Consider the following 25,239-nt stretch of genomic DNA (forward strand, 5'->3'; position numbering starts at 1 on the left):
TTTAAGGATACTACGCTGTTAAAAATAGCTCAATCAGGCTGTTGAGGTAACGTTGCCCTTTTTCAGTAGGACGAATCCGACTGATGCTATGTTCGACCAAGCCTAAGGCTTCTGCGCGCTGCATAGCCCCCCGAATAGTTGAGATAGGCACACCGGTATGTTGTTGAAATAATGGTGTGGCAACGCCATCTAGCAAACGCATCGCGTTTAACATAAATTCAAAACCGACTTCGTCTTCTGCTACGAGAGACTGTTCTAACAAGCTGGTATCTTTACCAGCGGTGTCGATAAACGCCTGAGGCTGCTTTTGCTTTACCCGACGCGCAATCTGCTGCGGCGCGGCACTACTTATTTTGCCATGGGCACCGGCGCCAATGCCGATATAGTCGCCAAACTGCCAGTAATTAACATTATGTCGGCATTGACGCCCTTGCTGAGCGTAAGCCGAGGTTTCATATTGCATATAACCGGCTTTAGCTAAACGTGTCTGATTTTGCAGTTGCCAATCGTAGATAGGATCATCGTCTGGCAGCGTCGGCGGCTGTGCATAAAACAATGTATTGGGTTCTATAGTCAGCTGATAATAGGATATATGCGCGGGCTGCAGCGCAATCGCGGTTTCGACATCAGCCGCTGCTTTGTTTTCATCCTGCCCGGGTAAGCCAAACATTAAATCCAAATTGAAATTGTCATAGTCGGCAGCATGGGCTGCCTCTACCGCTTTAATCGCCTGTTTACTGTTATGGATACGCCCCAGTTTGGTCAGTGCTTCATCATTAAAACTCTGAATGCCAATTGATAAACGATTGATGCCCAGCGCTCGATACTCTTTAAAACGACCTGCTTCTAAGGTTCCCGGATTGGCTTCCAGCGTAATTTCAGCATCATGGTGCAACGGTAATAAGGCACGAAGACCTGAAAACAGCCGATCATAGGCTTCAGCTGAAAATAAGCTGGGGGTGCCGCCGCCGATAAAAATGGTTTGCACCGTTCGCCCCCAAATCAGGGGGACTTCTTGCTCCAAGTCACGCAGCAAAGCATCCACATAGGCTTTTTCGGGTATTTCTTGTGGGCTGTGATGGGAGTTAAAGTCACAATAAGGGCATTTTCGCACGCACCAAGGCACATGGATATACAGGCTGAGCGGGGGTAATGCCGTAAAGTTGAACATATCAGTTGTCATCTGGGCGCCAGCCTTGATACCAGTCCGTTAACACCACAATGGCGGGTGGTTTTCCATTGGCTTTAAACCAGGCATCAACCGCATAACGCTCATCAGTAGTGATATCGATAATGGTCGCCGTGTTGTGTGGTGCCTGACCGGATAACGGGCCCCGTGATGTGCGTGGTGCCGTTTTATGCCACGTTAATAAATTCTCTGATTCTAATAGCCGCAGATAGACACTGGTATTGGTTGCTTCATCAATACAGTCGAGTTGGCCGTTTCGGCTGCCATCTAGACGATTTTTTGCGTTATCGGCATGAGTACCCAACTGTTCACCAACTAGTGTTTCCAGCAAGGCGATGGCATGCTGAATTTGTTGTCTTTCAACGGTGGCGTTTTCAGCCGTGGGGGTAAATAACCGGGATACATCATGCCACTGCGTGTTAGAAAGGCTCGCATCACTGATAGTGTGGCAACTCATATCGTGGCAAACAGAAAAGGCTGTGGGGGTTGGAAAACCAATAAAGTTGTGCAGAGCTTGATCCCATGTTTCATGCAGATTGCTTGCGAGACGAATGGGCGTGATGGCCTGCTCGGAATATGACTTAACGCTACAGGCAGAAATCATAAGGCTGACTAAAAAAAGTAGTCCCAAAGTGCGCGTCTGCAATAGCATGCATGACAACCTAGAATGGATTATCAAGGCAGGTGACGTGCGTACTGAAACTCGGCGATAAAACGACGCATAGCCTGTCCCCGATGGCTCACTGCATGTTTCTGTTCAGGGCTGAGTTCGGCGGCGCTGGTTTCTGTTTCGGCGACAAAGAATATAGGGTCATAACCAAAGCCGCCATCCCCTGACGGTTGCAGCATGATTTGACCATGCCAGGTGCCCTGACAAATCAGTGGCGTAGGGTCTTTGGCATGACGCATATACACCACCACACATTGGAAACGGGCGCTGCGTTCTGCTTCTGGCACATCTTTAATGGCTGCCAACAGTGTATCGATATTATCTTGATCACTGGCGTTAGGGCCGGCATAGCGAGATGAATAAATTCCTGGTGCCCCTTGCAAGGCATCAACTTCAATACCGGAGTCGTCAGATATAGCTGGAAGACCAGTTTGCATACAGGCGTTGCGGGCTTTGAGAATGGCATTTTCAACAAAGCTAAGTCCGGTTTCTTCGGCTTCTACAACGTGTAATTCGGACTGCGGTACAATCTCAATGTTCAAGGGGGCCAGCAGCTGCGCGAATTCGCGCAACTTACCTTTATTCCCACTTGCCAGCACGATGTTGCTCATGATTCAGCCAAAGCATCCCTTTGTTTGATCATCAGTTGCTCAATACCATGACTGGCTAAATCCAGCATGGATTGCAGCTCATCAGCACGGAAGGCATGACCTTCTGCTGTGCCCTGTAATTCAATATACGCCCCGGCATCGTTCATGACTACATTCATGTCAGTTTCGGCGGACGAGTCTTCGTCATAATCCAGATCGAGTACCGGCGTGCCGTTGTAAATACCGACAGAAACCGAAGCAACCTGACCAAATAGCGGGCTTTTTTTCAGTTTCTTGGTTTTAATCAGATGATTGATGGCATCTTGCAATGCAACAAAGGCACCGGTAATCGAGGCTGTGCGCGTGCCGCCATCGGCTTGAATGACATCACAATCAATGGTGATACTGCGTTCACCCAAAGCTTTCAGGTTAATGGCTGCACGCAAAGAACGACCAATCAAGCGTTGGATCTCCATCGTACGCCCACCTTGTTTACCTCGTGCCGCTTCACGCTGCATACGACTACCAGTCGAGCGAGGTAACATGCCGTACTCAGCAGTAACCCAGCCTTCACCAGAGCCTCTCAGAAAGGGCGGAATACGCTCCTCAACTGAGGCGGTACACAACACCTTGGTATCGCCAAACTCGACTAAAACCGAACCTTCGGCATGTTTGGTGTAGTTACGTGTGATGCTTACTTGTCTTAATTCATTTGCTTGACGACCACTAGGACGCATAATTCGATCTTTCCTCAGTCAAATTGCCACATTATACCTGCCAAGCAGGACAGCCGCAGGTGCTTTTGGGTAAGATGTAGGATTGTTCAAACTATATTTGGAATCAAACTCAGTGACACGAAGCATGACAGCGTTTGCCCGCCATGAGGAGCAGACAGAACTCGGTACCCTGAATTGGGAAATTCGTTCGGTTAATCACCGATATCTGGAAGTGGCGTTTCGTCTGGAAGAAAGCTTCAGACCGATGGAAATGGCGATGCGCAAGCTGATTTCAGATACCTTAAGTCGCGGCAAGGTTGAAGTTTCTCTGCGATACAAAGCGCCTGAACAACAACAGGATAAGCTGGAAATCAACGAGACGTTAGCGCAAAACGTAATTGATCAATATCAGCTGTTGGCGAACCGTGCTGAGAATGATGCGCCACTGGACTTAATGAAAGTGCTGCAATGGCAAGGCGTGATTCAAAGTCAAAGCTTAGATCAGGACGCTTTAAATGCATTGCTTATGCAATCGTTAGAAAAAGCTGTGGCCGATCTGGTGGCTAGCCGAAAACGTGAAGGCGCATCACTGCAAACCATGATTGAACAGCGTTGTCAGCAAATCAATGATATTGCCGAGCAAGTTCGCCAGCGTATGCCGGAGATTCTTCAAACCCATCGTCAGAAACTACAAGATCGTATTGCTGAACTACAGATTAACCTTGAATCAGAGCGCCTTGAGCAGGAAATGGTGCTGTTAGCTCAGAAAAGTGATGTTGCCGAAGAGTTAGATCGTCTACAAAGCCATGTAAATGAAGTAAATTCAGTGCTTCAGCGAGATGAGCCGATTGGTCGCCGGTTAGACTTCTTGATGCAGGAACTGAATCGTGAAGCGAATACTTTGGGGTCGAAATCGATTGATACCGATACCACGCGATATTCCGTGGACTTGAAAGTCTTGATCGAACAAATGCGTGAACAGATCCAGAATATCGAATAAAACTTACATTCTTGGGAACACGGCTAAATGTTCTGCATCTAGCCGTATGCCCAAATTTTCGCCTACTTTGTGATCATGGTGGCTTTGCACCAGACACAGGATTTTCTGCTGACTTTGTAACCGTAATGTGTAGATGTATACCGGCCCACGAAAGTCTTTTGCGATGATTTCGGCTTTTAATTTGCTGTTGTCATCATGAATGATATCGTCAGGACGAAGCAGTAATTCGACGCGACCTATCGATTTTATGGCAGAGGATACTTTGCCTTTAACCATGCCTAACTCGGTTTGAATCTGATCGGTTCGAATCAGCTCGCCGGGAATAAAAACGCCTTCACCAATAAAGTCGGCCACAAAGCGATCGGCAGGGCGGTGATACAGATCGTACGGTTTGCCCCACTGGTGCAAGCGGCCTTCACCAATCACCCCGATATGATCTGCCATGGCATAGGCTTCATGTTGATCGTGGGTCACCAATATGGCGGTCATGCCATCTTGTCTAAGCATATCACCCACTTCGTGGGCGAGCTGGGTTCGCATGTCGGTATCCATGCTTGAAAAAGGCTCATCCAACAGCAGGATATCAGGCCGTGGTGCCATAGCTCTGGCTAACGCAACGCGCTGTTGTTGGCCACCTGACAATTGGTGCGGATAGTTAGACTGAATTGATTTAAGGCCAATTAAGTCGAGCAGTTGATCGGTACGATTTTTCTTCTCTTTACGAGAAGCCTTGCTCAAACCAAAACCAATATTGTCTCTGACATTCAAATGTGGGAATAAGGCAAAGTCTTGGAATACCATGCCCGTTTTGCGTTGTTCTGGGGGTAAGCTAAAACCTTTGGCTGCAACCTGATGATGGTTGATGCTGATCGAGCCTTGCATGACAGGTTCAAAACCGGCAATGGCTCGTAATAAAGACGACTTACCGCAGCCGGAAGGCCCCAGTAGGCTGGCAATCTCACCTTGTTTTAATGATAGGTCGACGTTTTCCAGCACGGGAGTACCCTGATAGCCGACGCTGACATTGTTGAGTTTAAGGGGAGTGGTAGTGGTCATGTTATGCCTTGTCTGAATCTAACTGGCGTGAGCGGGTAATCGCAATACTTAGGATAATGACGGGAAGTAAGCCTGTCGCCACAATAGCCAAAGCAGTGGGAGCGGCTTCTGCTAAACGCTCATCAGAGGCAAGCTCAAAGGTTTTGACGGCCAGTGTATTAAAGTTGAAGGGGCGTAAAATCAGTGTTGCCGGAAGCTCTTTTAATACATCAACAAACACCAGTAATAAGGCTGTTAGCAGACTGCCACGCAGCATGGGCATATGTATTTTTCGTAATACCGCCAGTGGTGAATGGCCCAGAGACCGCGCTGCTTCATCCATCGACAAACGCACCTGACCGAGACCACTTTCCACAGTTTGAATAGCCACGGCTAAAAAACGCACTAAATAAGCAAAAATCACAGCCACTAAAGTGCCGCTTAATAAGAGCCCGGTGGAGAAATCCAGGTTGGTACGCGACCAACTGTCTATTGAGTTGTCGAGCCAAGCAAAGGGAATCATCACACCCACAGCAATGACCGCTCCCGGAATGGCATACCCCATACTTGCCAATCTCACTGCAAACCTCACCAAGGCGCCGCCAAATAAGCGTTTTCCGTAACTCAATAACAATGCTAAAAAAAGCGCCAGCAAGGCGGTCAAGCTTGCCAGTTTCAGTGAGTTATAGACTAGAGTCATAAAGGCATCATCAATGACCGAGTCGGCGACAAGCAAAGTCCATTGCAATAATTGTGCTGCCGGAATAACAAAACTGGCCAGTAAAACAGTGAGACAAAATGCAAACGCCAACCAGGCTTTGCTCGTGCTGAGTTGGAACCGTTTTAGTTGTTGATGATGACGGCTAGTGTGATGATATTGGGCTTGGCGGCGTGACAACTTTTCCATCACGATGAGTACCAACACAAACACCATCAGTAAAGCAGCCAATTGCGCCGCTGCCGCCGCGCTACCCATGCCAAACCAGGTTCTGAAAATACCCGTTGTGAAGGTGCTAATGCCGAAATAACTGACTGTGCCGTAGTCTGCTAAGGTTTCCATTAGAGCCAAAGATAACCCCGCAATAATGGCGGGACGAGCCAGCGGTAGTGCCACCCGGAAAAATGTTTGGGAAGGTGTGTTGCCCAAGGTGCGACTGACATCCAACACACACAAAGATTGATTTAAAAAAGCCGCGCGGCTAAGCAGGTACACATAGGGATACAAAACCAGCGTCAACATGACGATAGCGCCGCCTAAGGAGCGAATCGGTGGAAACCAGTAATCACCATATCCCCATCCCATCCATTCACGCAGCAGCGTTTGCACAGGGCCGGCAAAGTCGAGTAATCCGGTGTAAGTGTAGGCGATGATATACGCAGGCATGGCCATTGGCAGTAATAAAGCCCACTCGAAAACACCACGACCAGGAAATTGACACATGCTGGTTAACCACGCCGCACTGACGCCTAGCACGAGTGTGCCAACAGCGACGCCCAGACTGAGCCAGAGCGATTGGCTAATATAGTCAGCTAACACCGTTTCAGTAAGGTGCTGCCAAATATCATCCGCTGGCAAAAAGACATGAGCGCTGACGACAATAACCGGTAACGCTAATAGCAAAGCCAGAATCAACAAACTGACTCTGGCCGCTAAGTAAGACCTATTTGAACTCATAGGATTGAAATCAACGCCATCCTGCTTTGTCCATTAAGCGCAAGGCTTGGGCATTCAGTTCGCCTAGCTGACGCATATTCAGATCATCTGATTTGAACTCACCCCATGATGCTAACGTGTCATTCATTTCAATGCCTTCACGCACAGGGTATTCACCATTAACCATGCCATACCAGCGCTGTGCTGCATCAGATGTCAAAAATTCCAGCAATTTAATCGCATTGTCGCGATTTTTGGCAGCGGCTGTGACTGCTGCACCGGAAATGTTGATGTGTGTCCCTCTGTCTGCTTGGTTAGGCCAAAATACGGCGACTTTTTCGGCGGCCTGACGTTCACTTTCGTCCTGGCTGTAATGCATGCCAGCAAGGTAATAGGTATTGGCGACAGCAATGTCGCATTGACCGGCTGCAACGGCTTTGATTTGATCACGGTCACCGCCTTGAGGCGGGCGTGCGAAGTTAGCGACCAGATTTTCTGCCCAGGCTTGTGTTGTATCTTCGCCATCAGCTGCGATCATCGAGGCCACTAATGACTGGTTATAAATATTGCTGGAGGAGCGGATACAAATTTTGTTGTCCCACTCATCGCTGGCAAGTTGTTCGTAGGTCGATAACTGTTCTGGATTGACCCGATCAACCGCATACATAATCGGTCTGGCACGTAATGATAAGCCATACCAATGTCCTTCAGGATCACGGTAGCTGGATGGTACACGCTCATTCAATATATCTGATGAGACGGTTTGTAATAACTCGGCTTCTAATGCGCGGTGTAACCGCCCTGCGTCTGTCGTCAGCAGCATATCGGCGGGTGAATTACGACCTTCGAGTTTTAAGCGTTGTAGTAGTTCATCTGCTTTGCCGCTGACCACATTCACTTTGATACCCGTGTCTTGTGTGAACTGATTCAGTAATGGCTTAATCAACGACTCCATGCGAGCAGAGTACAAATTCACTTCTTCAGCAGCCTGACTGATGCCCGGTGTCATGCCGAGACCGAGTAATGCTGGAATCAAGGTAAAAAACGATTTGAATGGTTTCATGAAATTATCCTGACGGTGGAAAAGTTAATAGTATTGATATCTATTATTATTTAAAAGGGGGGGCAAATGAAAGATGTACTTCAGTTTTCCTCAATATCGGAATGCATTGCGTATAATGCTTCTAGAAAGTCAGACATGATTAAGATGTCTCAGCAAACATCAATTCAGGTAACTATTAGAAAAAATGATGGGAAGTTTATTTATTGTCGCGGCGCCCTCTGGTGCTGGCAAAACGAGCTTAGTTAATGCGTTGGTGGCAGGGCATGACGATATTCGCCTGTCAGTGTCACATACGACGCGCCCACCGCGTGATGGTGAACAAGACGGACGTGATTATCATTTTGTTAGTCAGGATGTTTTTGCGCAAATGCGCGGTAATGGCGATTTTTTGGAGTCGGCGACCGTTTTTGACAATAGCTATGGCACATCATCCAAAGCTGTGGAAGCATTGTTAGAACAAGGGCTTGATGTCATTCTGGAAATCGATTGGCAGGGCGCGCAGCAAGTTCGAAATAACTTTGCCGACTCGACAGGCATTTTTATCCTACCACCATCCAAAGCGACGCTGGAACAACGTTTGCGAGATCGTGGTCAAGATAATGAAGAGGTGATTCAGCGCCGTATGCGGGATGCCGAAAATGAAATTTCGCATTACGTAGAGTTTGATTATCTGATCGTCAATGATGATTTTACAGAGGCTTTGGACAAACTCACTGCCATCATTATCGCAAAACGTCAGGCATTAGCGACACAGAAGCATAAACAATCGGCACTGATTACAGAATTGCTGGCTTAAAACGCTGATATTTCGTAGAATTACTTGTTTATTTTCCCGGGGAATTAATATGGCTCGTACCACAGTAGAAGATTGTTTGGAAAACGTTGAAAACCGTTTCCAACTGGTATTGGTTGCATCTAAACGTGCACGTGAAATCGCGATGGGTGATGATGCCATGGTCGAGATTGATAACGACAAGCCAACCGTACTGGCTTTGCGTGAAATCGCAGCGGGTCTTGTAGGTCCAGAAATCTTGACCAAAACCAGTGCGCGTCAGCACGCTGAAGAAAGCATCGTCAGCGAAGAAGAATTACAAAACGAAGTATAAGCACTTGTGAGCGCAAAGCCGTCAGTCGCTTCTGAACTGGACTTCATCCAGGAATCAGAACCAAAACTCACCATTGATGACTTGTGTTTTGCGACCTCCAATTATCTGGAAACAGGGCAGGTCGATGCGATTCGGCGCGCTTACCACTTCGCCGATAGCGCTCATGAAGGTCAAACGCGGCGTAGTGGCGAGCGATATATCACGCATCCACTGGCCGTAGCGCATGTACTGGCGATGATGCATATGGATTATGAATGCATCATGGCCGGTCTGCTGCATGATGTCATTGAGGATACGGCGCTCACCAAAAAAGAACTCATCGCCGAGTTTGATGAAGAAGTGGCAGAGCTGGTTGAAGGTGTGACCAAGCTTGCCAAAGCCGCGTTTGAAACCCAAAAACACGCCCAGGCTGAAAATCTGCGCAAAATGCTACTGGCAATGTCGCGTGATATTCGCGTTATTATCGTCAAGCTCGCGGATCGGCTTCACAATATGCGAACGCTGGGACATTTACGCCCAGAAAAACGCCGTCGTATTGCGCACGAAACCCTAGATATTTATGCCCCCATTGCCCAGCGCTTAGGTATGAACCTGATGCGTTGTGAGCTGGAAGATTTGGGTTTTCACGTTCTTTACCCAATTCGCTATCGCGTTCTCCAAGATGCAGTACGCAGAGCGCGCGGTAACCGAAAAGAAATCGTTACCCAAATTACCGCATCGATTCTTAATCGCATGGAACAGGAAGGCTTGAGCGCCGACATCCAGGGCCGTGAGAAAAACCTCTATAGCCTCTATAAGAAAATGGTGGCGAAACAACTCTCCTTTTCTGAAGTGATGGATGTCTATGCATTTCGCATCATTGTCGATGATGTCGATGCTTGCTATCGGATGTTGGGGGTGGTGCATAACCTCTACAAACCGGTTCAGGGCAAATTCAAAGACTATATTGCGATTCCTAAAGCGAATGGCTATCAGTCTTTACACACCGTCTTGTTTGGCCCTTATGGTGTGCCGATTGAAGTTCAAATCCGCTCACGAGATATGGACCACATGGCAGAAGCCGGGGTGGCCGCGCATTGGCTTTACAAAACGGGTGAGTCCGTTGGTAATAACCTAGCGCACCGTAAAGCGCGTCAGTGGCTGCAAGGCATTTTGGAAATGCAGAAAGGTTCAGGCGACTCAATGGAGTTTCTGGAAAATCTGCGCATCGATCTCTTCCCCGATGAAATTTATGTGTCCACTCCAAAAGGTGAGATTCTGACCTTACCGCGCGGTGCTACTACGGTGGACTTTGCCTATGCTGTTCACAGTGATGTGGGTAATAGCTGTGTGGCAGCGCGGGTTGGACGCCATTTGGTGCCGCTGAGCACACAGTTAGAAACCGGTGAATCGGTAGAAGTTATTACCTCACCGGCATCGCACCCGAATCCTGCTTGGTTGAACTTTGTGGTGACGGCAAAAGCGCGCACCAATATTCGCCATTATCTGCGCAACTTACAGACAGAAGAAGCTGTGCTGTTGGGACGTCGATTATTAAATAAACACCTGACAGCATTTTCAACCAGCCTTGATGATATTCCTGTTGAACGCTTCAATGAGTTGATTGCTGAGTTTGAATTGAAACAGTTTGAAGATTTGCTACAGGATATTGGTCTAGGCAACCATTCTGCATTATTGATCGCACAAAAACTGGTCAATGAATCTACGCCGGATAAAGATGCACAGGCGCTGATGATTGCAGGCACAGAAGGCATGGTGGTCAGCTTCGGCCGTTGTTGTCATCCGATCCCCGGCGATCCTATCCACGGCTATGTCAGTGCCGGCCGCGGAATTATTATTCATCGACGCGGCTGTAAGAACACGTCACATCTGCGGGTTCAGAACGAGAAATGGTTGGATGTCACTTGGTCGCCCGATGTGGAGCGTGATTTCCCTGTTGATATTATGGTGCATGTGAAAAACCAGCGTGGTGTCTTGGCTACGATTGCCTCAACGGTGTCAGAAGCCGATTCCAATATCGACAATGTGGTGGTTGATGAACGCGATGGCGGTTACTCTGACCTGCGTCTCACTATTGAAGTGATGGATCGCAAGCACCTGGCTCGGGTGATTCGTCGGTTGCGCCGTCTCGAAATGGTTGAAAGAATTACACGTATTAATTAATGACAATGCCGCTTGCGGCTTTTTGATGGAGAACTCAATGACACGCGAAATTATTCATACAGCTGATGCCCCCGAAGCGATTGGTCCATACTCGCAAGCTGTAAAAGTTGGGGACGTTGTCTATATGTCTGGTCAGATTCCTTTGGTACCGGAAACGATGACCGTGCTGGAAGGTGACTTTTCAGCCCAAGTGCGCCGTGTATTTGATAATTTAGCAGCCGTGGCAAAAGCATCAGGCGGTAGTCTGCAAGATATTGTTAAATTGAATATTTTCCTAACAGATTTGAGCCATTTCGGCACAGTTAATGACATTATGATGGAGTACTTTGAGCAGCCTTATCCGGCACGAGCTGCGATTGGTGTGGCTTCTTTGCCTAAAGATGTACCCGTTGAAATGGATGCTGTTTTACACCTCGGTGCCTAATTAAATCATCGCGGGTGACAGGCTGTGGCGGCCGATAAACAGTTATCGCAGCCTGTTACTGCGCTAAAAGGTGTTGGTGACAAAGTCGCTGAGCGGCTGATAAAAATTGGTGTGCAGCAGGTGCAAGATCTGCTGTTTCATCTCCCTCTACGTTACCAAGATCGAACACGTCTTATGCCACTTGGCGCGTTAAGGCTGCAGCAAGAAGTCTTGATTGAAGGTGTGATCCAACTCTCTCAGGTCAAATTTGGCCGTCGTCGCTCGTTGTTGTGTCATGTATCTGATGGCACCGGCGCAATTATCCTGCGCTTTTTTCATTTTTCTAAAGCACAACAGCAGCAACTGACGAAAGGGCGTCGTATTCGTTGCTTTGGTGAAGTACGAAATGGGCCAGCGTCACTGGAAATGGTGCATCCTGAGTATCAATTGCTTGCGGAAGAAGGGGCGGTGCCAGTCGAGAATGAGTTGACGCCGGTTTACCCCACAACCGAAGGGTTGCATCAGCTTTCTTTACGTAAACTGATCAAGCAGGCGCTCAGTTGTCTGGATCAGGAAACCATGCCGGAGTTATTGATTGATGGCGCGCGCCTACATCAGAGTGCTGAATACTCTCTGGTAGATGCCTTGCAATATGTCCATCAGCCGCCACCAGATGCGCCTGTTCAACAGTTACTGGATCGCCACCACCCAGCACAGAAAAGACTGGCGTATGAAGAGTTACTGGCACAGCAACTGACGATGAAAAAATTACGCGCACAAACGCAACATCACACTGCGCCGGTGTTACAAGCCAAACAGGATAAACGACAAGCATTATTGGATGTGTTGCCATTCCCACTGACGCAAGCCCAGAAACGGGTCACCCATGAAATTTTGCAAGATATGGCTGAACCCAGACCGATGCAACGGTTGGTTCAGGGGGATGTGGGTTCAGGTAAGACCGTGGTAGCTGCCTTGGCGGCGATTGAAGCGGTTGCATCAGGTTGCCAGGCTGTGATGATGGCACCGACAGAGCTCCTGGCAGAACAACACTTTCGTACCTTTGTTAACTGGCTGTCACCGATGAATATTGAGGTTGGCTGGTGTGCAGGCAAGCAAACGACATCAGAACGAAAACAAATGTTAGCAAGGCTACAAGCTGGTGAGATTAGCGTTGCAGTTGGTACTCACGCGTTGTTTCAAGACGAGGTGGTATTCAATAACTTGGGTTTGGTGATCATTGATGAACAGCACCGTTTTGGTGTGCATCAGCGTTTGGCTTTACGTGATAAAGGTTGTGACATTGACTCCATGCCACACCAATTAGTGATGACCGCAACTCCGATTCCCCGGACGTTAGCAATGACGGCTTATGCTGATCTTAATATCTCTGTTATTGATGAAATGCCGCCTGGCAGAACGCCTGTGACCACCGTGGTGTTACCAGATAATCGACGTCATGATGTGATTGAGCGGGTTTATGCCGCTTGTCAGCAGCAACGTCAGGTTTACTGGGTGTGCACGCTGATTGAAGAGTCGGAACATTTGCAATGTCAGGCGGCTGAAGATACAGCAACATCACTGCAAGATAGCTTACCGGATCTGCGAATTGGGCTCGTGCATGGTCGTATGAAAACCAAAGATAAAGATACGGTGATGACGGCCTTTAAAGAAGGGCAACTGGATATGTTGGTCGCCACTACTGTGATTGAGGTAGGGGTCGATGTTCCTAATGCCAGCTTGATGGTCATCGAAAACGCTGAAAGACTCGGACTGGCCCAACTGCATCAGTTACGCGGCAGGGTCGGGCGCGGACAAATTGAAAGCCACTGTGTGTTGATGTATCACCCACCTTTATCCGAGAATGGGCAGGCACGATTGAAATGCCTGCGTGAAACCAACGATGGTTTTAAAATCGCACAGCGTGACCTGGAAATACGTGGACCAGGAGAGGTGCTGGGTACACGGCAAACCGGCTTACCGCAATTCCGTGTGGCTGATTTGATTGACGATCAGGATTTATTATCAGTGATGGATAATGCCGCCAACGTCATGCTGAAAGAAGCGCCGAAACAGGCTGATGCCTTGGTTAACCGATGGTTTGCCCATAAGATTGATTTCGGCAATGTTTAATCGAATGGAAATGTGATGAACCACTGGACCCGTTGGCAAACGCCTTTACTGCTATCATTACCGACGGCCTTAAGCGGCTGGTTAACTGATACAGGCTCATTAACGCGCCGCTTGCAGCAATCTTGTCAGCACTCATTTTCTGTCGCGTTGTTGGAAAGTCATTGGGACCGTCCGCTCGCTGATGAAGCCATTTTGTTACGGCAACCATTGACCCAGTTAATGTTTCAGCGTGAAGTACATTTATTAGATGGTCAGCAGCCACAGATTTATGCGCGTACTGTTGTGCCAAGGAATACCTATCTTGCCAAATCACAACGCTTTGATGCATTAGGCAACCAGTCTTTGGGCGAAATGTTGTTTAATGAACCAAGTTTGAAACGTGGTCCACTACAGGTGGCTTACCTGCAGCCTGGACAGTTTCTGTATGAAATGGCGAGCAAAAGACTACCAAGTCGGCCCCAATATTTATGGGCACGCCGTTCCTGTTTCTATGTTGGCAATAAAAATATGCTGGTAAATGAAGTGTTTCTACCTTCAGATAAATGGAGTGATTCGTGAGTAAACTGAAATCTGCTATCTGGCCTTATGTGACATTGATGCGGCTAGATCGTCCGATTGGCATTTTATTATTACTCTGGCCGACCTTGGGGGCGTTATGGATCGCTGCTGAGGGATTTCCTGACCTAACTGTACTGCTGGTTTTTATTTTGGGTGTAATTATCATGCGCTCTGCCGGTTGTGCGATTAACGATTTCGCTGATCGTGATATTGATGGCAAAGTTTGGCGTACCGAGTCTCGGCCGCTGGCAACCGGTCAGTTACAGGCAAAGCATGCTGTGATCTTGTTTGTCGTGCTGGCCATCATCGCTTTTTGTCTCGTTTCCTTGCTTAATACGATGACGATTTGGCTGTCTCTGGTCGCTGTTCTCTTAGCTGCCAGTTACCCGTTTATGAAGCGTTTTACTCACCTTCCACAACTTTACTTAGGTATTGCATTTGGCTGGGCCATTCCGATGGCATTTGCTGCTCAGACAGAAACCATACCCACTATCGCCTGGTTATTGTTTTTGGCCAATATTATCTGGACCACAGTCTACGATACGTTTTATGCAATGGCGGATCGTGATGATGATTTACTTGCCGGTATTAAATCGACTGCCGTGTTGTTTGGTGACGATGACCTGAAAATACAAGGCGTGTTGCAGGCGAGTTACATTTTGGTGATGGTCTTGATTGGTAAGCAGTTGGAAATGAGCTGGGTTTATTATCTGGCTGTTGTGGTAGCGGCCGGTTTTTTTGTCTACCAGCAATACCTGAGTCGACATCGTGATGCCAAAGCCTGCTTACGCGCCTTTTTGAATAATAATTGGTTAGGCGGCTGCTTGTTTGCCGGCATTGTTTTACATTACATGATGATAGTGGAATGACAGGTTCATTAACACACGATGCTCAGCAACAGCTATTGCAAATCGTCAGCGAGTTGCAAACGGAGCTTGAACAACTACAACCCTTATTGAAGCAAATGCATTTATTGTCATCGAATGCCGTGAGTTCGGCAGCACGTGCTGGTAGCGAAGGGGATGCATTTCGCGTACTGACACAGGCTATCCAACAACTGGGACAGGACATCAAAAACGATGTACAGCAGGCACAAAAAGTACTGAACGAAATATCACACGAGCAGGACAAGTTCATCCTAAAGCGCCTGTCCAGACAACTTAACAATGCACTTTCTGAATTACCTGGAGCCATCAGGAAAGGTGACTATCTGGCTATTTTCGCATCTGTGGAAGCGGCTCATGCCGAAATGCACGGAGAAAGCTTTGATTCGGTAGCGAGTATGTTGAAACAGTTGATCAACGATTTACGTCGGCAAGTAGCACAACAACAAGAAAAAATGACCAAGTTTATGGAAATACACTGAGATAAGGGGCATTTCAGGGAGGAGGCCTATGCATTATTTAGGGGGCATTATTACCCTTATTATGGCTTGTAGTGTTGTTTCGGCGGATATTTATCGCAGTGTTGATGCACAAGGCAATGAGGTCTTTTCAGAGCGCACACACAGTAGCGCTGAAAAAGCTGAGCGACACCCCAGCTCCTATCGATATCGGGTGCGACTGAAAAGGGTTATTGATGGCGATACTCTTGAGCTGGAAAGCGGCGAGAAAATACGTTTAATTGGACTTAATACACCAGAAGTTGAAAGTCGATTCACTCAGCAACAAGCCGGTGGCCGGCAGGCAAAGCAGTGGCTCAACACGACATTACGATCACCGGTTTTATTTATTGAATACGATCAACAGCTTTATGATAAATATGGCAGACGGCTGGCGCATTGCTTTCTCGACAATGGTGATTATATCAATGCCAGGCTTTTAGAAACCGGTCATGCCATGTTGACCTTAATACCGCCCAATCTCAGATATGCTGAGCGTTTGATAGTGGCGCAGAATCAGGCGGAGAGTAAGGAGATAGGAATCTGGTCGATGCCGGCATATCAGTCAAAAACACTGGCTGACTTTACGTCAGGCGTCAGCTATCGCGGTTGGCAGCGCTGGCAGCTTACAGTGAAATCCATCAGCCGGGGAAAGCAAAACACGACATTATTGGTGACAGATAAGGTGTCAATTCAAATCGCAAACCGCCACCTTCCTTTATTCGATGGATTAGACAGATTTGTTGGTCAGCAGCTTGAGGTGCGTGGTTGGATCAGCAGGCGAGATGAACAGCACATAATCAGACTGGTACACCCCAGCGCTATTATTCTTCTTTAGCCAAATTTTTACGAAACTGCTGCAGCCTCTGGTGGTAGTCGGTCGCATCCCCATACTCAATAAATTGATAATAACGCTCATGTGTTCCTAAGACTTTGCGTGCGTGTTTTATGGGGCAAAAATATTGTTCGGTGCGGGCCAGAATTTCGCGGATATAGGCAACAACGCCATTACCATAGGAACAGTAGAGGCAATGCAGGCGTTCAAAGATATTGAGAAAACTCAAATGGTGACGATCGAACACAATGTAATGGTCACGTTTCACGCGGCTGATGCCATAAATGGGAAAGCAGGTGTATTGGTAAAAGCTGACCAGCACATCAATCAATACCAACGGAACAATCATCGCGTAAATGATCGGTGCGGTAATAATATTGATGGGTCTGATACCAAACAGCCATCGCCAGATCCCATACTTCAGTCGTTTGTGCGCGAGTCTAATTGAGCGTTCGAACTCAACGCGTTTACCTTTAATAGTGAAGCCGATAACCTGACTACGTTGGTTGAGTTCAAGTAGCAACTCTTCTTCGAGTTGTCTGATTTGTTGGAGAAGCTGTTCTATTCTACTCATAGCTGCCTCCGCAGTGACCTTAACGTTTGGGCCAGTACTTTTGCATTTCAAGGAAAAGAAATGAGGCCGACCACGTTATCATGACGAACCCCGTTAATGATTCTATGCCTGTTAGAAAACGCAAATAACCACTTGGTTCAATATCGCCAAACCCCAGGGTAGTGTAGGTGGTAAATGAAAAATAGCCACAATCCAGCAGGCTTAAATTAGTATTACCACTTAAACTACCGAATCCAGCGCTGTTAGCCATAGCGTAGTAACCCAATGCAAACAGCCAAATTTCAACGATATGGGCGAGCAGGATCACCATCACGCCAACTAAGACACGACGGCGCGGAGATATGTGCACAACCGATAACCTTCTGGCTAACTGATAGAGTGTTTCGTAATGAATCACCACGCAGATAAGCACAAGCAAGGTATTGATAACAAAGCTAGTCAGTAGCATCTGGCGTCTGCATTAATTTATTACGGCCCGATAACTTGGCGGCATAAACTGCCTGATCAGCGGCAGCAACAAGTGCGTTTTCATCGTGAATATTGCCCTCTTTAGTCATCGTCGCCAGACCTATCGACAGGGTCACATGAATCGTTTTACCGGATGGGATAGTAAATTCAGCCGCATCTACCCGTTCACGTATTTGCTCACCAATCTCGGCGGCATCTTTTGAGTGAGTATGAGATAACAGGATGACAAATTCTTCCCCCCCATAGCGCGCTAATACGTCGGTGTTGCGTAGTCTGTCATTGAGTAATTCAGAGACTTGTTTCAAGACGGCATCACCTGCTTGGTGACCATAGTTATCATTGACGCGCTTGAAGTGATCCAAATCGATAAACAGACAAGACAGTGGCGTATGAAACCGCTTGGCACGGCTGACCTCCTCCTGTAGGCGTTGATCAAAAAATCGACGGTTATTAATTCCCGTCAGTGGGTCACGTAACCCCACCAGTTTGATGTGCTCGTGCAAACGAGCGTTTTCGATACACGCTGATACTACTGCAGCCAAATGACTTAGAAACTGCGTGCCGATATTACTTTGGAATCGTGACGGGTTTCGGCTGCCTAGATTTAAGCTACCAATGAGTTGGTTTTGGCGAATCAAGGGTAACAATGCCACTGAGCCGAGCTGATCGTGATCAGGAAATAAAAAAGTATGCTGGTGTGATGAAAACGTGACCAGACGCGGCTTTTGTTGGGGGCTGAAGTATTGTGAAATAAACTGTGCCGTTTCGGTAAAAAGCAAGCGATTACGCCAACTGTGTTTGCCCGTCTTAGTTTCAACCAAGCGTCTTAACTCATATTCTGGATCATAGAGTAATAAGGTCACTTCAGTGAGTTGAAAACGTTCTTTATGCTGATCAAGGATAATGCTGAATAATTCGTGCAGGCTGCCACTATTGAGCAATGCCAGCTCATATTGCTGAAAATTGTCTTGTTTACGCTCATTACTTTTGGCGATACGGAGCAGTTCATCCAAACGGGTTTGTAACGTGGCGATATTTTGCATCCAAACGCCTTATGAGCGAAATTGTGGGCTAGGTCTCAATAATGGCTTATTGCACGTGCAATTGTCCATACCTCAATGACCTCAACACCTTGGCGTTTAACTATTTTTGCGGCTTCACCGACGGTGTAGCCCGAGGTCATCACATCATCAATGATCGCTACATGTTTGGGTAATTGTTTTGTACGACAGGCAAACGCGTTGCGCATATTCTTTTTTCGCTGCTTAAAAGGGAGTTCACTTTGTGATTGCGTTAGTCTTACTCTTTTCAACAGTTCTGGCCGGTACGCAATATTCAGCGCTGAGGCCAAGTATTTGGCGACTTCAGCCGATTGATTAAAGCCCCGATGACGAAGGCGCCGTGGATGCAGTGGTATCGGTACAAGACAGTCTGGTAGTTCTGCACGAGCAGACAAAATATTAGCCATTTGTTGGCCAAACAAGCGGCTAAATTGCAGTTGTTTGTGGTACTTGAATGCCGTAATACAACGCCTGACGGTGCCTTCATAACGATACAGACTAAAACTGTGATCCTGACTGGGGGTTGCGTTAAGGCAATGACCGCAAATTTGCGCATTTTGCAGTGGTAATGCACAGCGTTTGCATGCATGGCCTAATACCGGTAACTCTGCCATACAAGGCTGACACAGACCGTATTGTTCAGCAGCAAGTCCGCAGAGCAAACAAGGTATTGGAAATACTTTCCTGTATAATTCCTGAAATTGATGAGTCAGCGTGCTAAATCTAGCCATGGCCATTGCCTAATTTAATCCATTAAATCAGTGAAGAGTCATCATGCCTGAGAACGTAGCAGAAACCCAAACGACTATTCGAAACGACTGGAAACAGGAAGAAGTAGAGACGCTGTTTGCGTTGCCTTTTAATGATCTGCTGTTTCAAGCTCAAACCGTGCATCGTCAGCACTTTGACGCTAATTCAGTCCAAATCAGCACATTGTTAAGCATTAAGACCGGTGGTTGTGCGGAAGACTGTGGTTATTGTCCACAAAGTGCGCACCATCCGTCTGCTGTTAAAGCAGAACCGTTAATGCCTTTAGATGAAGTGATGAAGTCGGCTAATGAAGCCAAACAAGCTGGTGCAAGCCGTTTTTGCATGGGCGCTGCATGGCGTAGTTTAAAAGATCGTGATCTCGAACGTGTTGCTGACATGGTCGAAGGGGTGAAAGGCTTAGGTCTGGAAACCTGTGTGACTTTGGGCATGCTTGAAGAGCATCAAGCCAAGCGTCTGAAAGATGCCGGTTTGGATTACTACAATCATAATCTGGATACCTCACCGGAGTTTTATGGTGACATCATTACTACCCGTACCTACGAAGACCGTCTTAATACGCTAGGCCATGTGCGCGATGCGGGTATTAATGTGTGTAGCGGTGGTATTGTTGGTATGGGCGAAGAGCGTGGCGATCGCGCAGGACTGTTGATCAGCCTGGCGAATCTGCCCACACAACCGCAAAGTGTACCGATTAACTTGCTGGTACAGGTTGAAGGTACGCCATTGAATGGTATTGAAAACCTGGATGCGCTTGAATTTGTTCGCACTATCGCTGTCGCTCGCATTATGATGCCGAAATCATTTGTTCGACTGTCTGCGGGACGTGAAAACATGAGCGATGAAATGCAAGCGATGTGTTTCCTTGCCGGTGCGAACTCGATTTTCTATGGCGAAAAGTTACTGACAACGGATAACCCTGATACCAATCACGATCAGCAATTGTTCAAACGCCTTGGTATTACACCTTGGGAGGGTGAAGAAAAAACTGAAAAGCAGTGTTCAGCAGCGTAATTTGTTAAACACGAGTGTCACAACTCCCCTGGCATGAAGAACTAAACGCCGCGTTATCAGAACGTAAAGCGGCGGGTCGATACCGTCAATCGCGATTGCGCACTGGTGAGCAGGGCGTCAATATCGTGGTTGATGGTAAACCGATGCTGTCTTTTTGCAGCAATGACTATCTCGGCCTTGCTGCCCATTCCGACATTAAGCAGGCTTTTAAAAAAGCCATTGATAAGGAAGGGGTCGGTAGTGGTGCCGCACACCTTCTTACCGGGCACAGTCATTATCACCAGCAGCTCGAAGAAGCCTTAGCCGAGTTTACCGGTCAGCAACGTGTATTGCTTTTTTCTACTGGTTATATGGCGAACCTAGGGGTAATCGATGGTTTGTTGAGCCGCGGTGACATGGTGATTCAGGATAAGCTAAATCACGCGTCATTATTGGATGGCGGACGCCTGACTGAGGCTGAGCAATTGCGATTTCCCCATGCTGATATGGGGCGACTGCATAAACGTTTGCACACGGCAGCTCATGCCAAACATCGACTTATTGTCAGTGATGGTGTTTTCAGTATGGACGGCGATATTGCAGCGTTGCCGGAGATGATGGCGTTAGCCGAGCAACACCGCGCGGCTGTGTTAATTGATGATGCTCATGGTTTCGGCGTGATTGGCAAAGGCGGTCGCGGCACAGTTTCGCACTATAATTTGGCGGCGGATAAAACGCCAATAGTGGTCGGAACTTTGGGTAAGGCCATAGGCACAGGTGGCGCCTTTGTTGCCGCAGATGAGGTGGTGATCGAAAGCTTGATTCAAAAAGCACGCAGTTATGTTTACACCACGGCGCAACCGCCAGCTATAGCAGCAGCTACCTTAGCTAGTCTGCAATTGGTGGAGAATGAAAACTGGCGTCGTGAGCAATTGCAGGATCTGATTAAACAATTCCGGCAAGGTGCAGAACAACTGGGATTAGAGCTAATGCCTTCAATCACACCGATACAACCGATCGTTATTGGGGATGATAAAAAAGCGTTGGCAATTGGAAAATCCTTAGAAGATAAAGGCTTATTGGTCGGTGTTATTCGCCCACCCACGGTGCCTAATAATACTGCCAGATTAAGAGTGACTTTATCTGCATCACATCGCGCTGAAGATATTGAAAAATTGCTGGCAGCATTGGAGCTAGCCTGTGCACATTAATGTAGTTGGCGCCGGTCCTGATTTGGTGATGTTACATGGCTGGAGCATGCACAGTGGGGTATGGCATGAGCTGGCGGAAGGGCTGGCTGAACGTTTTACCTTGCACTTAGTCGATTTGCCCGGACATGGACAGAGCGATTGGCAAGAGGGGCAGTTTGAACTGCCTTTATTATTATCTGAGCTTGAGCAGAAATTGCCAGATAATGCGGTGTGGTTAGGCTGGTCACTCGGTGGTTTAATTTGTCTGGCGATGCAACAACGGTATCCAAAAAAAGTACGAAAACTGAGTTTGATGGCGACTACCCCCAAGTTTGTGGGCTGTGAGACCTGGCCTTGTGCGATGGCTCCCTCAGTGTTCGAAAGTTTTGCATCGAACCTGCACGTTGATCAGCAGCAGACTTTACAACGTTTTTTAATGTTGCAAGCTAAAGGCGCCGTACAAAGCCGAGAGATAATTCGCGAATTAAGTGAGCAATTAGCTACTCAGCATACACCTCAGCCAGAAGCGCTTAGACAAGGATTAGCATTATTGTTGCAGACTGATATGCGCGATGCTTTATCGCAAGCAACATGTCCGCTGCAATTGATTTTAGGGGAACGCGATACCTTGATCCCTGCATCAATGCCAGATTATGCAAAAAAGCTTAACCCAGCATTAGATGTCACGATGATTGATGGCGTTGGCCATGCCCCGTTTATTGCACAGCCGCAGCGCTGTCAGGAATTAATAGAACTTTTTATTGATGGCTGAATATCGTCCCGACAAATTTAAAGTAGCGCAGTCTTTTGCCGCTGCAGCGACACAGTATGATGATGTTGCTGTGCTACAAAGACAGACGGCAGATGAATTACTCGATAGATTGTCTTTGATGACAGTGGAGCCCGAACGTGTTCTTGATTTGGGCGCTGGAACAGGACGAAATCTCGCCTTATTACATCAGCGCTATCCTCAGGCACAACTGATTGCGATGGATATTGCAGCGGGTATGCTAAAGCAGGCAAAAAAACGCTTTCGTGACGACCTGGGGTTTAAACGCTGGTTACCTCAAAACAAAGCATTGCAAACCATTACGGGAGATGCTGAAAGTCTGCCATTGGCCGATAACAGTGTCGATTTAGTGTTTGCCAATCTCGCCCTGCAGTGGTGCGACCCAAAGCAGAGTTTCAAAGAAATTCAACGTGTATTAAGACCAAATGGGTTGTTAATGTTTACGTCATTGGGGCCTGATACCTTGACGGAGCTAAGGCAGGCCTGGGCGGCGGTTGATGCATACCCGCATGTCAATGTGTTCTTTGATATGCATGATGTTGGCGATGCGATGACAGCCAGCGGTTTGGCTGATTGTGTATTAGATGTCGAGCCCTACACCCTGACTTACGATACGGCGATGGCGATGATGCGTGATTTGAAAATATTGGGCGCGCATAATGTAAATGAAGGACGCCGACGAGGACTGACGGGTAAAAATGTGATGAAAAATGTGATTACAGCCTATGAACAATTTCGCCGTGATGGTTTGCTTCCCGCCAGTTATGAAGTTGTTTTTGGCCATGGCTGGAAATTACAGCAAGCGGGTCAACAACACGCTGAGGACGGTAGTGTTCATGTTTCCATTAATGAGATTCAACGTCGATGATGCCTAACCATGTCTTTGTTACCGGCACAGATACTGAAGTGGGTAAAACCTGCATCAGTGTCGGTCTGATCGCCTTGTTACAGCAACAAGGACTAAAAACAGTGGGGATGAAACCGATTGCCAGTGGTTGTGATTGGCGTGAAGGCGAGTGGCGAAATGACGATGCCTTAGCCATGATGGCGCAAAGCGATGTCGCATTGCCCTATACCATGGTGAACCCTTATGCCTTTGAACCTGCCATTGCGCCGCATATCGCAGCAAAGCAGGCTGAGGTGTCGATTTGTTTGAACACAATAAAAAAATGCTACCAGCAAATTAAACAACAGGCAGAGGCAGTGGTTGTCGAGGGTGCCGGCGGTTGGTTTGTGCCCATCAATGATGATGAAACAATGGCAGACTTGGCTCACAAGCTCGACTTACCAGTAGTGCTGGTCGTTGCGGTTAAACTGGGTTGCATTAATCATGCTTTGCTGACAGTAGAGGCCATTCAACAAAAAGGGCTGAAACTGGCAGGTTGGGTCGCTAATCATTTAGATCACCAGTCTGAGTCAAATGAAATCATTGAGACCTTAAAACAACGTATTGATGCGCCTTGCCTTGGCGTTGTGCCTTGCCTGGAGAATGGACAAACTGCCGACGCATTTCTACAAGGCGACCCCTGATGATCAGATGGTTCGCAATTCTCTGTCTTGCGTTATTGGTAGGGTGCTCCTCCACACCTAAAAAAGAGGTGACTGACACCGGTATCAATCAGCAAACAGAGGAGACGGTGAAGGCCTGGAAGCAGTTGATTGACTCAGGTCAGAACTGGTCTGATATGCGTCGCCTGAAAGCAACCAATGATTTTGTGAATCAATTTACTTTTGTCGATGATATTGATCACTGGCAGCAAGAAGATTACTGGGCAACACCGCTACAAACCTTGGTAACACGAGGAGGAGATTGTGAAGACTTCTCCATTGCCAAGTACTTCACATTGACATCCATGGGCATGGATGAAGACAAATTACGATTGACCTATGTCAAAGCGCTTTCATTAAATCAGGCACATATGGTGGTGAGTTACTACGATAATCCCAAAGTCACGCCACTGGTATTGGATAACCTCAATACCCAAATCCTGCCTGCGACACAACGTGATGATCTGTATCCGGTGTATAGCTTTAACGGCAAAGGTTTATGGGTTAATAAAAAACAGCAATCAGACCAGTTCGTGGATAGTAGTGAACGGATTAGTTTGTGGCAGAAGCTACTGAAATCAATGGATGTTGAAGCCGCAAATGAACCCGCGATGATTTGTCTTTACCAGTATTACGATTTAACTGATTCGGAAGCTCGTACACGCTGCCCGGATTAGGGAAATAGCGTAGCGTCATCACCCTCATGCCATTGCGGATATTTCTGCATAATACGTTTAAATAATTCGCTTTCTAGAAAGTCATCCAGCCAGTGCCTTACTGCTGGATAGGGTGATTGATCAAACCAATCCTTATCAACAAAAGCGAATTGCCTGATAAATGGCAATACCGCGATATCGGCTATCGTCCAGTTAGCTCCCAACAAACAGCCATTGTTATTTAATAATGACTCGAGCTTGGCTAGCGTTTTTTCACCTTGTTGGCGGTAATGCAGCTCAGTGTGTTCAGGGTAACGGTCAGCGTATTTATAGCGATCAAGATAAAATTTGAATTCACCATCATTGTTTTCAATCAACTGCTGGCTGATATGCTGTTGAGCGTCACTCAGATTGTGTTGCCAGTTATTGGGATCATGCTGTTGCAATGCCCACAACATAATATCCAGACTTTCATCAATGACTTTACCCTCAGCAGTTTGCAGAACCGGCACAGTGGCTTTTGAGGATAGAGCCAGCAAAGACGCGGGTTTGTCTTTCAATACAACTTCACGTAGCTCAGTGTGAATGTTACTGCTGGTTATGGCTAATCGTGCTCGCATGGCATATGGGCAGCGACGAAAGCTATATAAAACGGGTAAATTGGGTTCAGTCATACTTTAAGCGGGAAGAGGCCT

General features: G+C 47.4%; 28 protein-coding genes. 16 read left to right on the forward strand and 12 right to left on the reverse strand.

The features are described 5' to 3' along the window. Nucleotides 1-10 precede the first annotated feature (10 nt). From hemW to rph, 4 genes are all read right to left on the reverse strand, one after another. Entirely contained in the window at nt 11-1,183 is a 1,173-nt protein-coding gene (gene hemW / locus MDMS009_RS09520; RefSeq protein ID WP_008291612.1) for a radical SAM family heme chaperone HemW, read from the reverse strand. After that, nucleotides 1,173-1,793, reverse strand: a complete 621-nt coding sequence (locus MDMS009_RS09525) for a hypothetical protein (protein ID WP_008291462.1) — start codon at nt 1,791-1,793, stop codon at nt 1,173-1,175. The genes hemW and MDMS009_RS09525 overlap by 11 nt, the downstream gene beginning before the upstream one ends. Before the next feature lie 71 nt (nt 1,794-1,864). Further along, a complete protein-coding gene (rdgB, locus tag MDMS009_RS09530) occupies nt 1,865-2,470 on the reverse strand; it encodes an RdgB/HAM1 family non-canonical purine NTP pyrophosphatase (protein WP_008291760.1) in 606 nt (201 codons plus the stop codon). After that, the gene (rph, locus tag MDMS009_RS09535; protein ID WP_008291663.1) at nt 2,467-3,186 is read right to left on the reverse strand and encodes a ribonuclease PH; all 720 of its coding nucleotides are present in this window, start codon (nt 3,184-3,186) and stop codon (nt 2,467-2,469) included. Before rph ends, rdgB begins: the two co-directional genes overlap by 4 nt. 124 nt (nt 3,187-3,310) lie before the next feature. On the opposite strand from rph, the gene MDMS009_RS09540 reads away from it, so the two are divergent. Continuing rightward, complete coding sequence (locus MDMS009_RS09540) at nt 3,311-4,165, forward strand: YicC/YloC family endoribonuclease (RefSeq protein WP_008291269.1); 855 nt, start codon at nt 3,311-3,313, stop codon at nt 4,163-4,165. 3 nt (nt 4,166-4,168) lie between these two features. Here the strand turns inward: MDMS009_RS09540 and MDMS009_RS09545 are convergent, their stop codons facing one another. From MDMS009_RS09545 to MDMS009_RS09555, 3 genes are read right to left on the reverse strand one after another with little or no spacing between them, the layout of a single operon-like run. Then, nucleotides 4,169-5,221, reverse strand: a complete 1,053-nt coding sequence (locus MDMS009_RS09545; protein ID WP_008291611.1) for an ABC transporter ATP-binding protein — start codon at nt 5,219-5,221, stop codon at nt 4,169-4,171. 1 nt (nt 5,222) lies between these two features. Beyond that, a complete protein-coding gene (locus tag MDMS009_RS09550) occupies nt 5,223-6,875 on the reverse strand; it encodes an ABC transporter permease (RefSeq protein ID WP_008291460.1) in 1,653 nt (550 codons plus the stop codon). 10 nt (nt 6,876-6,885) lie between these two features. Continuing rightward, complete coding sequence (locus MDMS009_RS09555) at nt 6,886-7,917, reverse strand: Fe(3+) ABC transporter substrate-binding protein (protein ID WP_008291328.1); 1,032 nt, start codon at nt 7,915-7,917, stop codon at nt 6,886-6,888. Between the two features lie 184 nt (nt 7,918-8,101). Between MDMS009_RS09555 and gmk the strand changes: the two genes are divergently transcribed. From gmk to MDMS009_RS09600, 9 genes are read left to right on the forward strand one after another with little or no spacing between them, the layout of a single operon-like run. After that, nucleotides 8,102-8,713, forward strand: coding sequence for a guanylate kinase (gene gmk / locus MDMS009_RS09560; protein WP_008291575.1), 612 nt, complete (start codon nt 8,102-8,104; stop codon nt 8,711-8,713). Nucleotides 8,714-8,762: 49 nt separating this feature from the next. Next, nucleotides 8,763-9,023 (forward strand): DNA-directed RNA polymerase subunit omega, encoded by a 261-nt coding sequence (gene rpoZ / locus MDMS009_RS09565; protein WP_008291367.1) that lies wholly within the window; start codon nt 8,763-8,765, stop codon nt 9,021-9,023. Between the two features lie 6 nt (nt 9,024-9,029). Beyond that, a complete protein-coding gene (locus MDMS009_RS09570; RefSeq protein ID WP_008291667.1) occupies nt 9,030-11,186 on the forward strand; it encodes a RelA/SpoT family protein in 2,157 nt (718 codons plus the stop codon). A 37-nt stretch (nt 11,187-11,223) separates the two neighbouring features. Beyond that, nucleotides 11,224-11,610 carry a RidA family protein gene (locus MDMS009_RS09575; protein WP_036312414.1) on the forward strand — a complete coding sequence of 129 codons (387 nt, stop codon included), beginning with the start codon at nt 11,224-11,226 and terminating at the stop codon, nt 11,608-11,610. A 24-nt stretch (nt 11,611-11,634) separates the two neighbouring features. Beyond that, nucleotides 11,635-13,722 carry an ATP-dependent DNA helicase RecG gene (recG, locus tag MDMS009_RS09580; RefSeq protein ID WP_008291780.1) on the forward strand — a complete coding sequence of 696 codons (2,088 nt, stop codon included), beginning with the start codon at nt 11,635-11,637 and terminating at the stop codon, nt 13,720-13,722. A gap of 15 nt (nt 13,723-13,737) precedes the next feature. Further along, nucleotides 13,738-14,280, forward strand: coding sequence for a chorismate--pyruvate lyase family protein (locus MDMS009_RS09585; RefSeq protein WP_008291704.1), 543 nt, complete (start codon nt 13,738-13,740; stop codon nt 14,278-14,280). Next, entirely contained in the window at nt 14,277-15,149 is an 873-nt protein-coding gene (gene ubiA, locus MDMS009_RS09590) for a 4-hydroxybenzoate octaprenyltransferase (protein WP_008291764.1), read from the forward strand. The genes MDMS009_RS09585 and ubiA overlap by 4 nt, the downstream gene beginning before the upstream one ends. Then, on the forward strand, nt 15,146-15,646 hold the full coding sequence (locus tag MDMS009_RS09595) for a hypothetical protein (RefSeq protein ID WP_008291518.1): 501 nt from the start codon (nt 15,146-15,148) through the stop codon (nt 15,644-15,646). Before ubiA ends, MDMS009_RS09595 begins: the two co-directional genes overlap by 4 nt. A gap of 28 nt (nt 15,647-15,674) precedes the next feature. Then, nucleotides 15,675-16,499, forward strand: a complete 825-nt coding sequence (locus MDMS009_RS09600) for a thermonuclease family protein (protein ID WP_008291708.1) — start codon at nt 15,675-15,677, stop codon at nt 16,497-16,499. Here the strand turns inward: MDMS009_RS09600 and MDMS009_RS09605 are convergent. From MDMS009_RS09605 to MDMS009_RS09620, 4 genes are read right to left on the reverse strand one after another with little or no spacing between them, the layout of a single operon-like run. Continuing rightward, the gene (locus tag MDMS009_RS09605) at nt 16,486-17,070 is read right to left on the reverse strand and encodes a hypothetical protein (protein ID WP_008291343.1); all 585 of its coding nucleotides are present in this window, start codon (nt 17,068-17,070) and stop codon (nt 16,486-16,488) included. The genes MDMS009_RS09600 and MDMS009_RS09605 overlap by 14 nt on opposite strands. Before the next feature lie 19 nt (nt 17,071-17,089). Then, nucleotides 17,090-17,518, reverse strand: coding sequence for a potassium channel family protein (locus tag MDMS009_RS09610; RefSeq protein WP_008291488.1), 429 nt, complete (start codon nt 17,516-17,518; stop codon nt 17,090-17,092). Continuing rightward, nucleotides 17,505-18,581, reverse strand: a complete 1,077-nt coding sequence (locus tag MDMS009_RS09615) for a sensor domain-containing diguanylate cyclase (protein ID WP_008291570.1) — start codon at nt 18,579-18,581, stop codon at nt 17,505-17,507. Before MDMS009_RS09615 ends, MDMS009_RS09610 begins: the two co-directional genes overlap by 14 nt. A gap of 35 nt (nt 18,582-18,616) precedes the next feature. Then, on the reverse strand, nt 18,617-19,330 hold the full coding sequence (locus MDMS009_RS09620; RefSeq protein ID WP_052298172.1) for a ComF family protein: 714 nt from the start codon (nt 19,328-19,330) through the stop codon (nt 18,617-18,619). Nucleotides 19,331-19,373: 43 nt separating this feature from the next. Here MDMS009_RS09620 and bioB point away from each other — a divergent pair, with 43 nt between their 5' ends. From bioB to MDMS009_RS09650, 6 genes are read left to right on the forward strand one after another with little or no spacing between them, the layout of a single operon-like run. Continuing rightward, complete coding sequence (bioB, locus tag MDMS009_RS09625) at nt 19,374-20,381, forward strand: biotin synthase BioB (RefSeq protein WP_008291743.1); 1,008 nt, start codon at nt 19,374-19,376, stop codon at nt 20,379-20,381. A gap of 14 nt (nt 20,382-20,395) precedes the next feature. Next, nucleotides 20,396-21,571, forward strand: a complete 1,176-nt coding sequence (gene bioF / locus MDMS009_RS09630) for an 8-amino-7-oxononanoate synthase (RefSeq protein WP_008291376.1) — start codon at nt 20,396-20,398, stop codon at nt 21,569-21,571. After that, complete coding sequence (bioH, locus tag MDMS009_RS09635) at nt 21,561-22,322, forward strand: pimeloyl-ACP methyl ester esterase BioH (RefSeq protein ID WP_154647012.1); 762 nt, start codon at nt 21,561-21,563, stop codon at nt 22,320-22,322. Before bioF ends, bioH begins: the two co-directional genes overlap by 11 nt. Then, nucleotides 22,315-23,208, forward strand: coding sequence for a malonyl-ACP O-methyltransferase BioC (bioC, locus tag MDMS009_RS09640; RefSeq protein WP_008291417.1), 894 nt, complete (start codon nt 22,315-22,317; stop codon nt 23,206-23,208). The genes bioH and bioC overlap by 8 nt, the downstream gene beginning before the upstream one ends. Continuing rightward, the gene (bioD, locus tag MDMS009_RS09645) at nt 23,205-23,870 is read left to right on the forward strand and encodes a dethiobiotin synthase (protein WP_008291260.1); all 666 of its coding nucleotides are present in this window, start codon (nt 23,205-23,207) and stop codon (nt 23,868-23,870) included. The genes bioC and bioD overlap by 4 nt, the downstream gene beginning before the upstream one ends. Continuing rightward, nucleotides 23,870-24,565 carry a transglutaminase-like cysteine peptidase gene (locus MDMS009_RS09650; RefSeq protein ID WP_043888154.1) on the forward strand — a complete coding sequence of 232 codons (696 nt, stop codon included), beginning with the start codon at nt 23,870-23,872 and terminating at the stop codon, nt 24,563-24,565. The genes bioD and MDMS009_RS09650 overlap by 1 nt, the downstream gene beginning before the upstream one ends. Here the strand turns inward: MDMS009_RS09650 and MDMS009_RS09655 are convergent. Next, nucleotides 24,562-25,218, reverse strand: coding sequence for a glutathione S-transferase (locus tag MDMS009_RS09655; protein ID WP_043888156.1), 657 nt, complete (start codon nt 25,216-25,218; stop codon nt 24,562-24,564). The two genes, MDMS009_RS09650 and MDMS009_RS09655, sit on opposite strands and share 4 nt — an antisense overlap. Nucleotides 25,219-25,239: the final 21 nt, after the last annotated feature.

The sequence above is a fragment of the Methylophaga thiooxydans DMS010 genome, assembly GCF_000156355.1.
Taxonomy (GTDB): Bacteria; Pseudomonadota; Gammaproteobacteria; order Nitrosococcales; family Methylophagaceae; genus Methylophaga; species Methylophaga thiooxydans.

What these genes read in the sequence shown, in the direction of transcription:
- hemW (WP_008291612.1), bottom strand. Translation starts at nt 1,183, where the DNA reads ATGACAACTGATATGTTCAACTTTACGGCATTACCCCCGCTCAGCCTG.
- gmk (WP_008291575.1), top strand. Translation starts at nt 8,102, where the DNA reads ATGATGGGAAGTTTATTTATTGTCGCGGCGCCCTCTGGTGCTGGCAAA.
- bioB (WP_008291743.1), top strand. Translation starts at nt 19,374, where the DNA reads ATGCCTGAGAACGTAGCAGAAACCCAAACGACTATTCGAAACGACTGG.
- MDMS009_RS09525 (WP_008291462.1), bottom strand. Translation starts at nt 1,793, where the DNA reads ATGATTTCTGCCTGTAGCGTTAAGTCATATTCCGAGCAGGCCATCACG.
- MDMS009_RS09655 (WP_043888156.1), bottom strand. Translation starts at nt 25,218, where the DNA reads ATGACTGAACCCAATTTACCCGTTTTATATAGCTTTCGTCGCTGCCCA.
- bioC (WP_008291417.1), top strand. Translation starts at nt 22,315, where the DNA reads ATGGCTGAATATCGTCCCGACAAATTTAAAGTAGCGCAGTCTTTTGCC.
- MDMS009_RS09555 (WP_008291328.1), bottom strand. Translation starts at nt 7,917, where the DNA reads ATGAAACCATTCAAATCGTTTTTTACCTTGATTCCAGCATTACTCGGT.
- MDMS009_RS09575 (WP_036312414.1), top strand. Translation starts at nt 11,224, where the DNA reads ATGACACGCGAAATTATTCATACAGCTGATGCCCCCGAAGCGATTGGT.
- MDMS009_RS09545 (WP_008291611.1), bottom strand. Translation starts at nt 5,221, where the DNA reads ATGACCACTACCACTCCCCTTAAACTCAACAATGTCAGCGTCGGCTAT.
- rdgB (WP_008291760.1), bottom strand. Translation starts at nt 2,470, where the DNA reads ATGAGCAACATCGTGCTGGCAAGTGGGAATAAAGGTAAGTTGCGCGAA.
- MDMS009_RS09540 (WP_008291269.1), top strand. Translation starts at nt 3,311, where the DNA reads ATGACAGCGTTTGCCCGCCATGAGGAGCAGACAGAACTCGGTACCCTG.
- MDMS009_RS09610 (WP_008291488.1), bottom strand. Translation starts at nt 17,518, where the DNA reads ATGCTACTGACTAGCTTTGTTATCAATACCTTGCTTGTGCTTATCTGC.
- rph (WP_008291663.1), bottom strand. Translation starts at nt 3,186, where the DNA reads ATGCGTCCTAGTGGTCGTCAAGCAAATGAATTAAGACAAGTAAGCATC.
- MDMS009_RS09650 (WP_043888154.1), top strand. Translation starts at nt 23,870, where the DNA reads ATGATCAGATGGTTCGCAATTCTCTGTCTTGCGTTATTGGTAGGGTGC.
- MDMS009_RS09585 (WP_008291704.1), top strand. Translation starts at nt 13,738, where the DNA reads ATGAACCACTGGACCCGTTGGCAAACGCCTTTACTGCTATCATTACCG.
- MDMS009_RS09600 (WP_008291708.1), top strand. Translation starts at nt 15,675, where the DNA reads ATGCATTATTTAGGGGGCATTATTACCCTTATTATGGCTTGTAGTGTT.
- MDMS009_RS09595 (WP_008291518.1), top strand. Translation starts at nt 15,146, where the DNA reads ATGACAGGTTCATTAACACACGATGCTCAGCAACAGCTATTGCAAATC.
- MDMS009_RS09550 (WP_008291460.1), bottom strand. Translation starts at nt 6,875, where the DNA reads ATGAGTTCAAATAGGTCTTACTTAGCGGCCAGAGTCAGTTTGTTGATT.
- MDMS009_RS09605 (WP_008291343.1), bottom strand. Translation starts at nt 17,070, where the DNA reads ATGAGTAGAATAGAACAGCTTCTCCAACAAATCAGACAACTCGAAGAA.
- MDMS009_RS09615 (WP_008291570.1), bottom strand. Translation starts at nt 18,581, where the DNA reads ATGCAAAATATCGCCACGTTACAAACCCGTTTGGATGAACTGCTCCGT.
- rpoZ (WP_008291367.1), top strand. Translation starts at nt 8,763, where the DNA reads ATGGCTCGTACCACAGTAGAAGATTGTTTGGAAAACGTTGAAAACCGT.
- MDMS009_RS09620 (WP_052298172.1), bottom strand. Translation starts at nt 19,330, where the DNA reads ATGGCTAGATTTAGCACGCTGACTCATCAATTTCAGGAATTATACAGG.
- bioD (WP_008291260.1), top strand. Translation starts at nt 23,205, where the DNA reads ATGATGCCTAACCATGTCTTTGTTACCGGCACAGATACTGAAGTGGGT.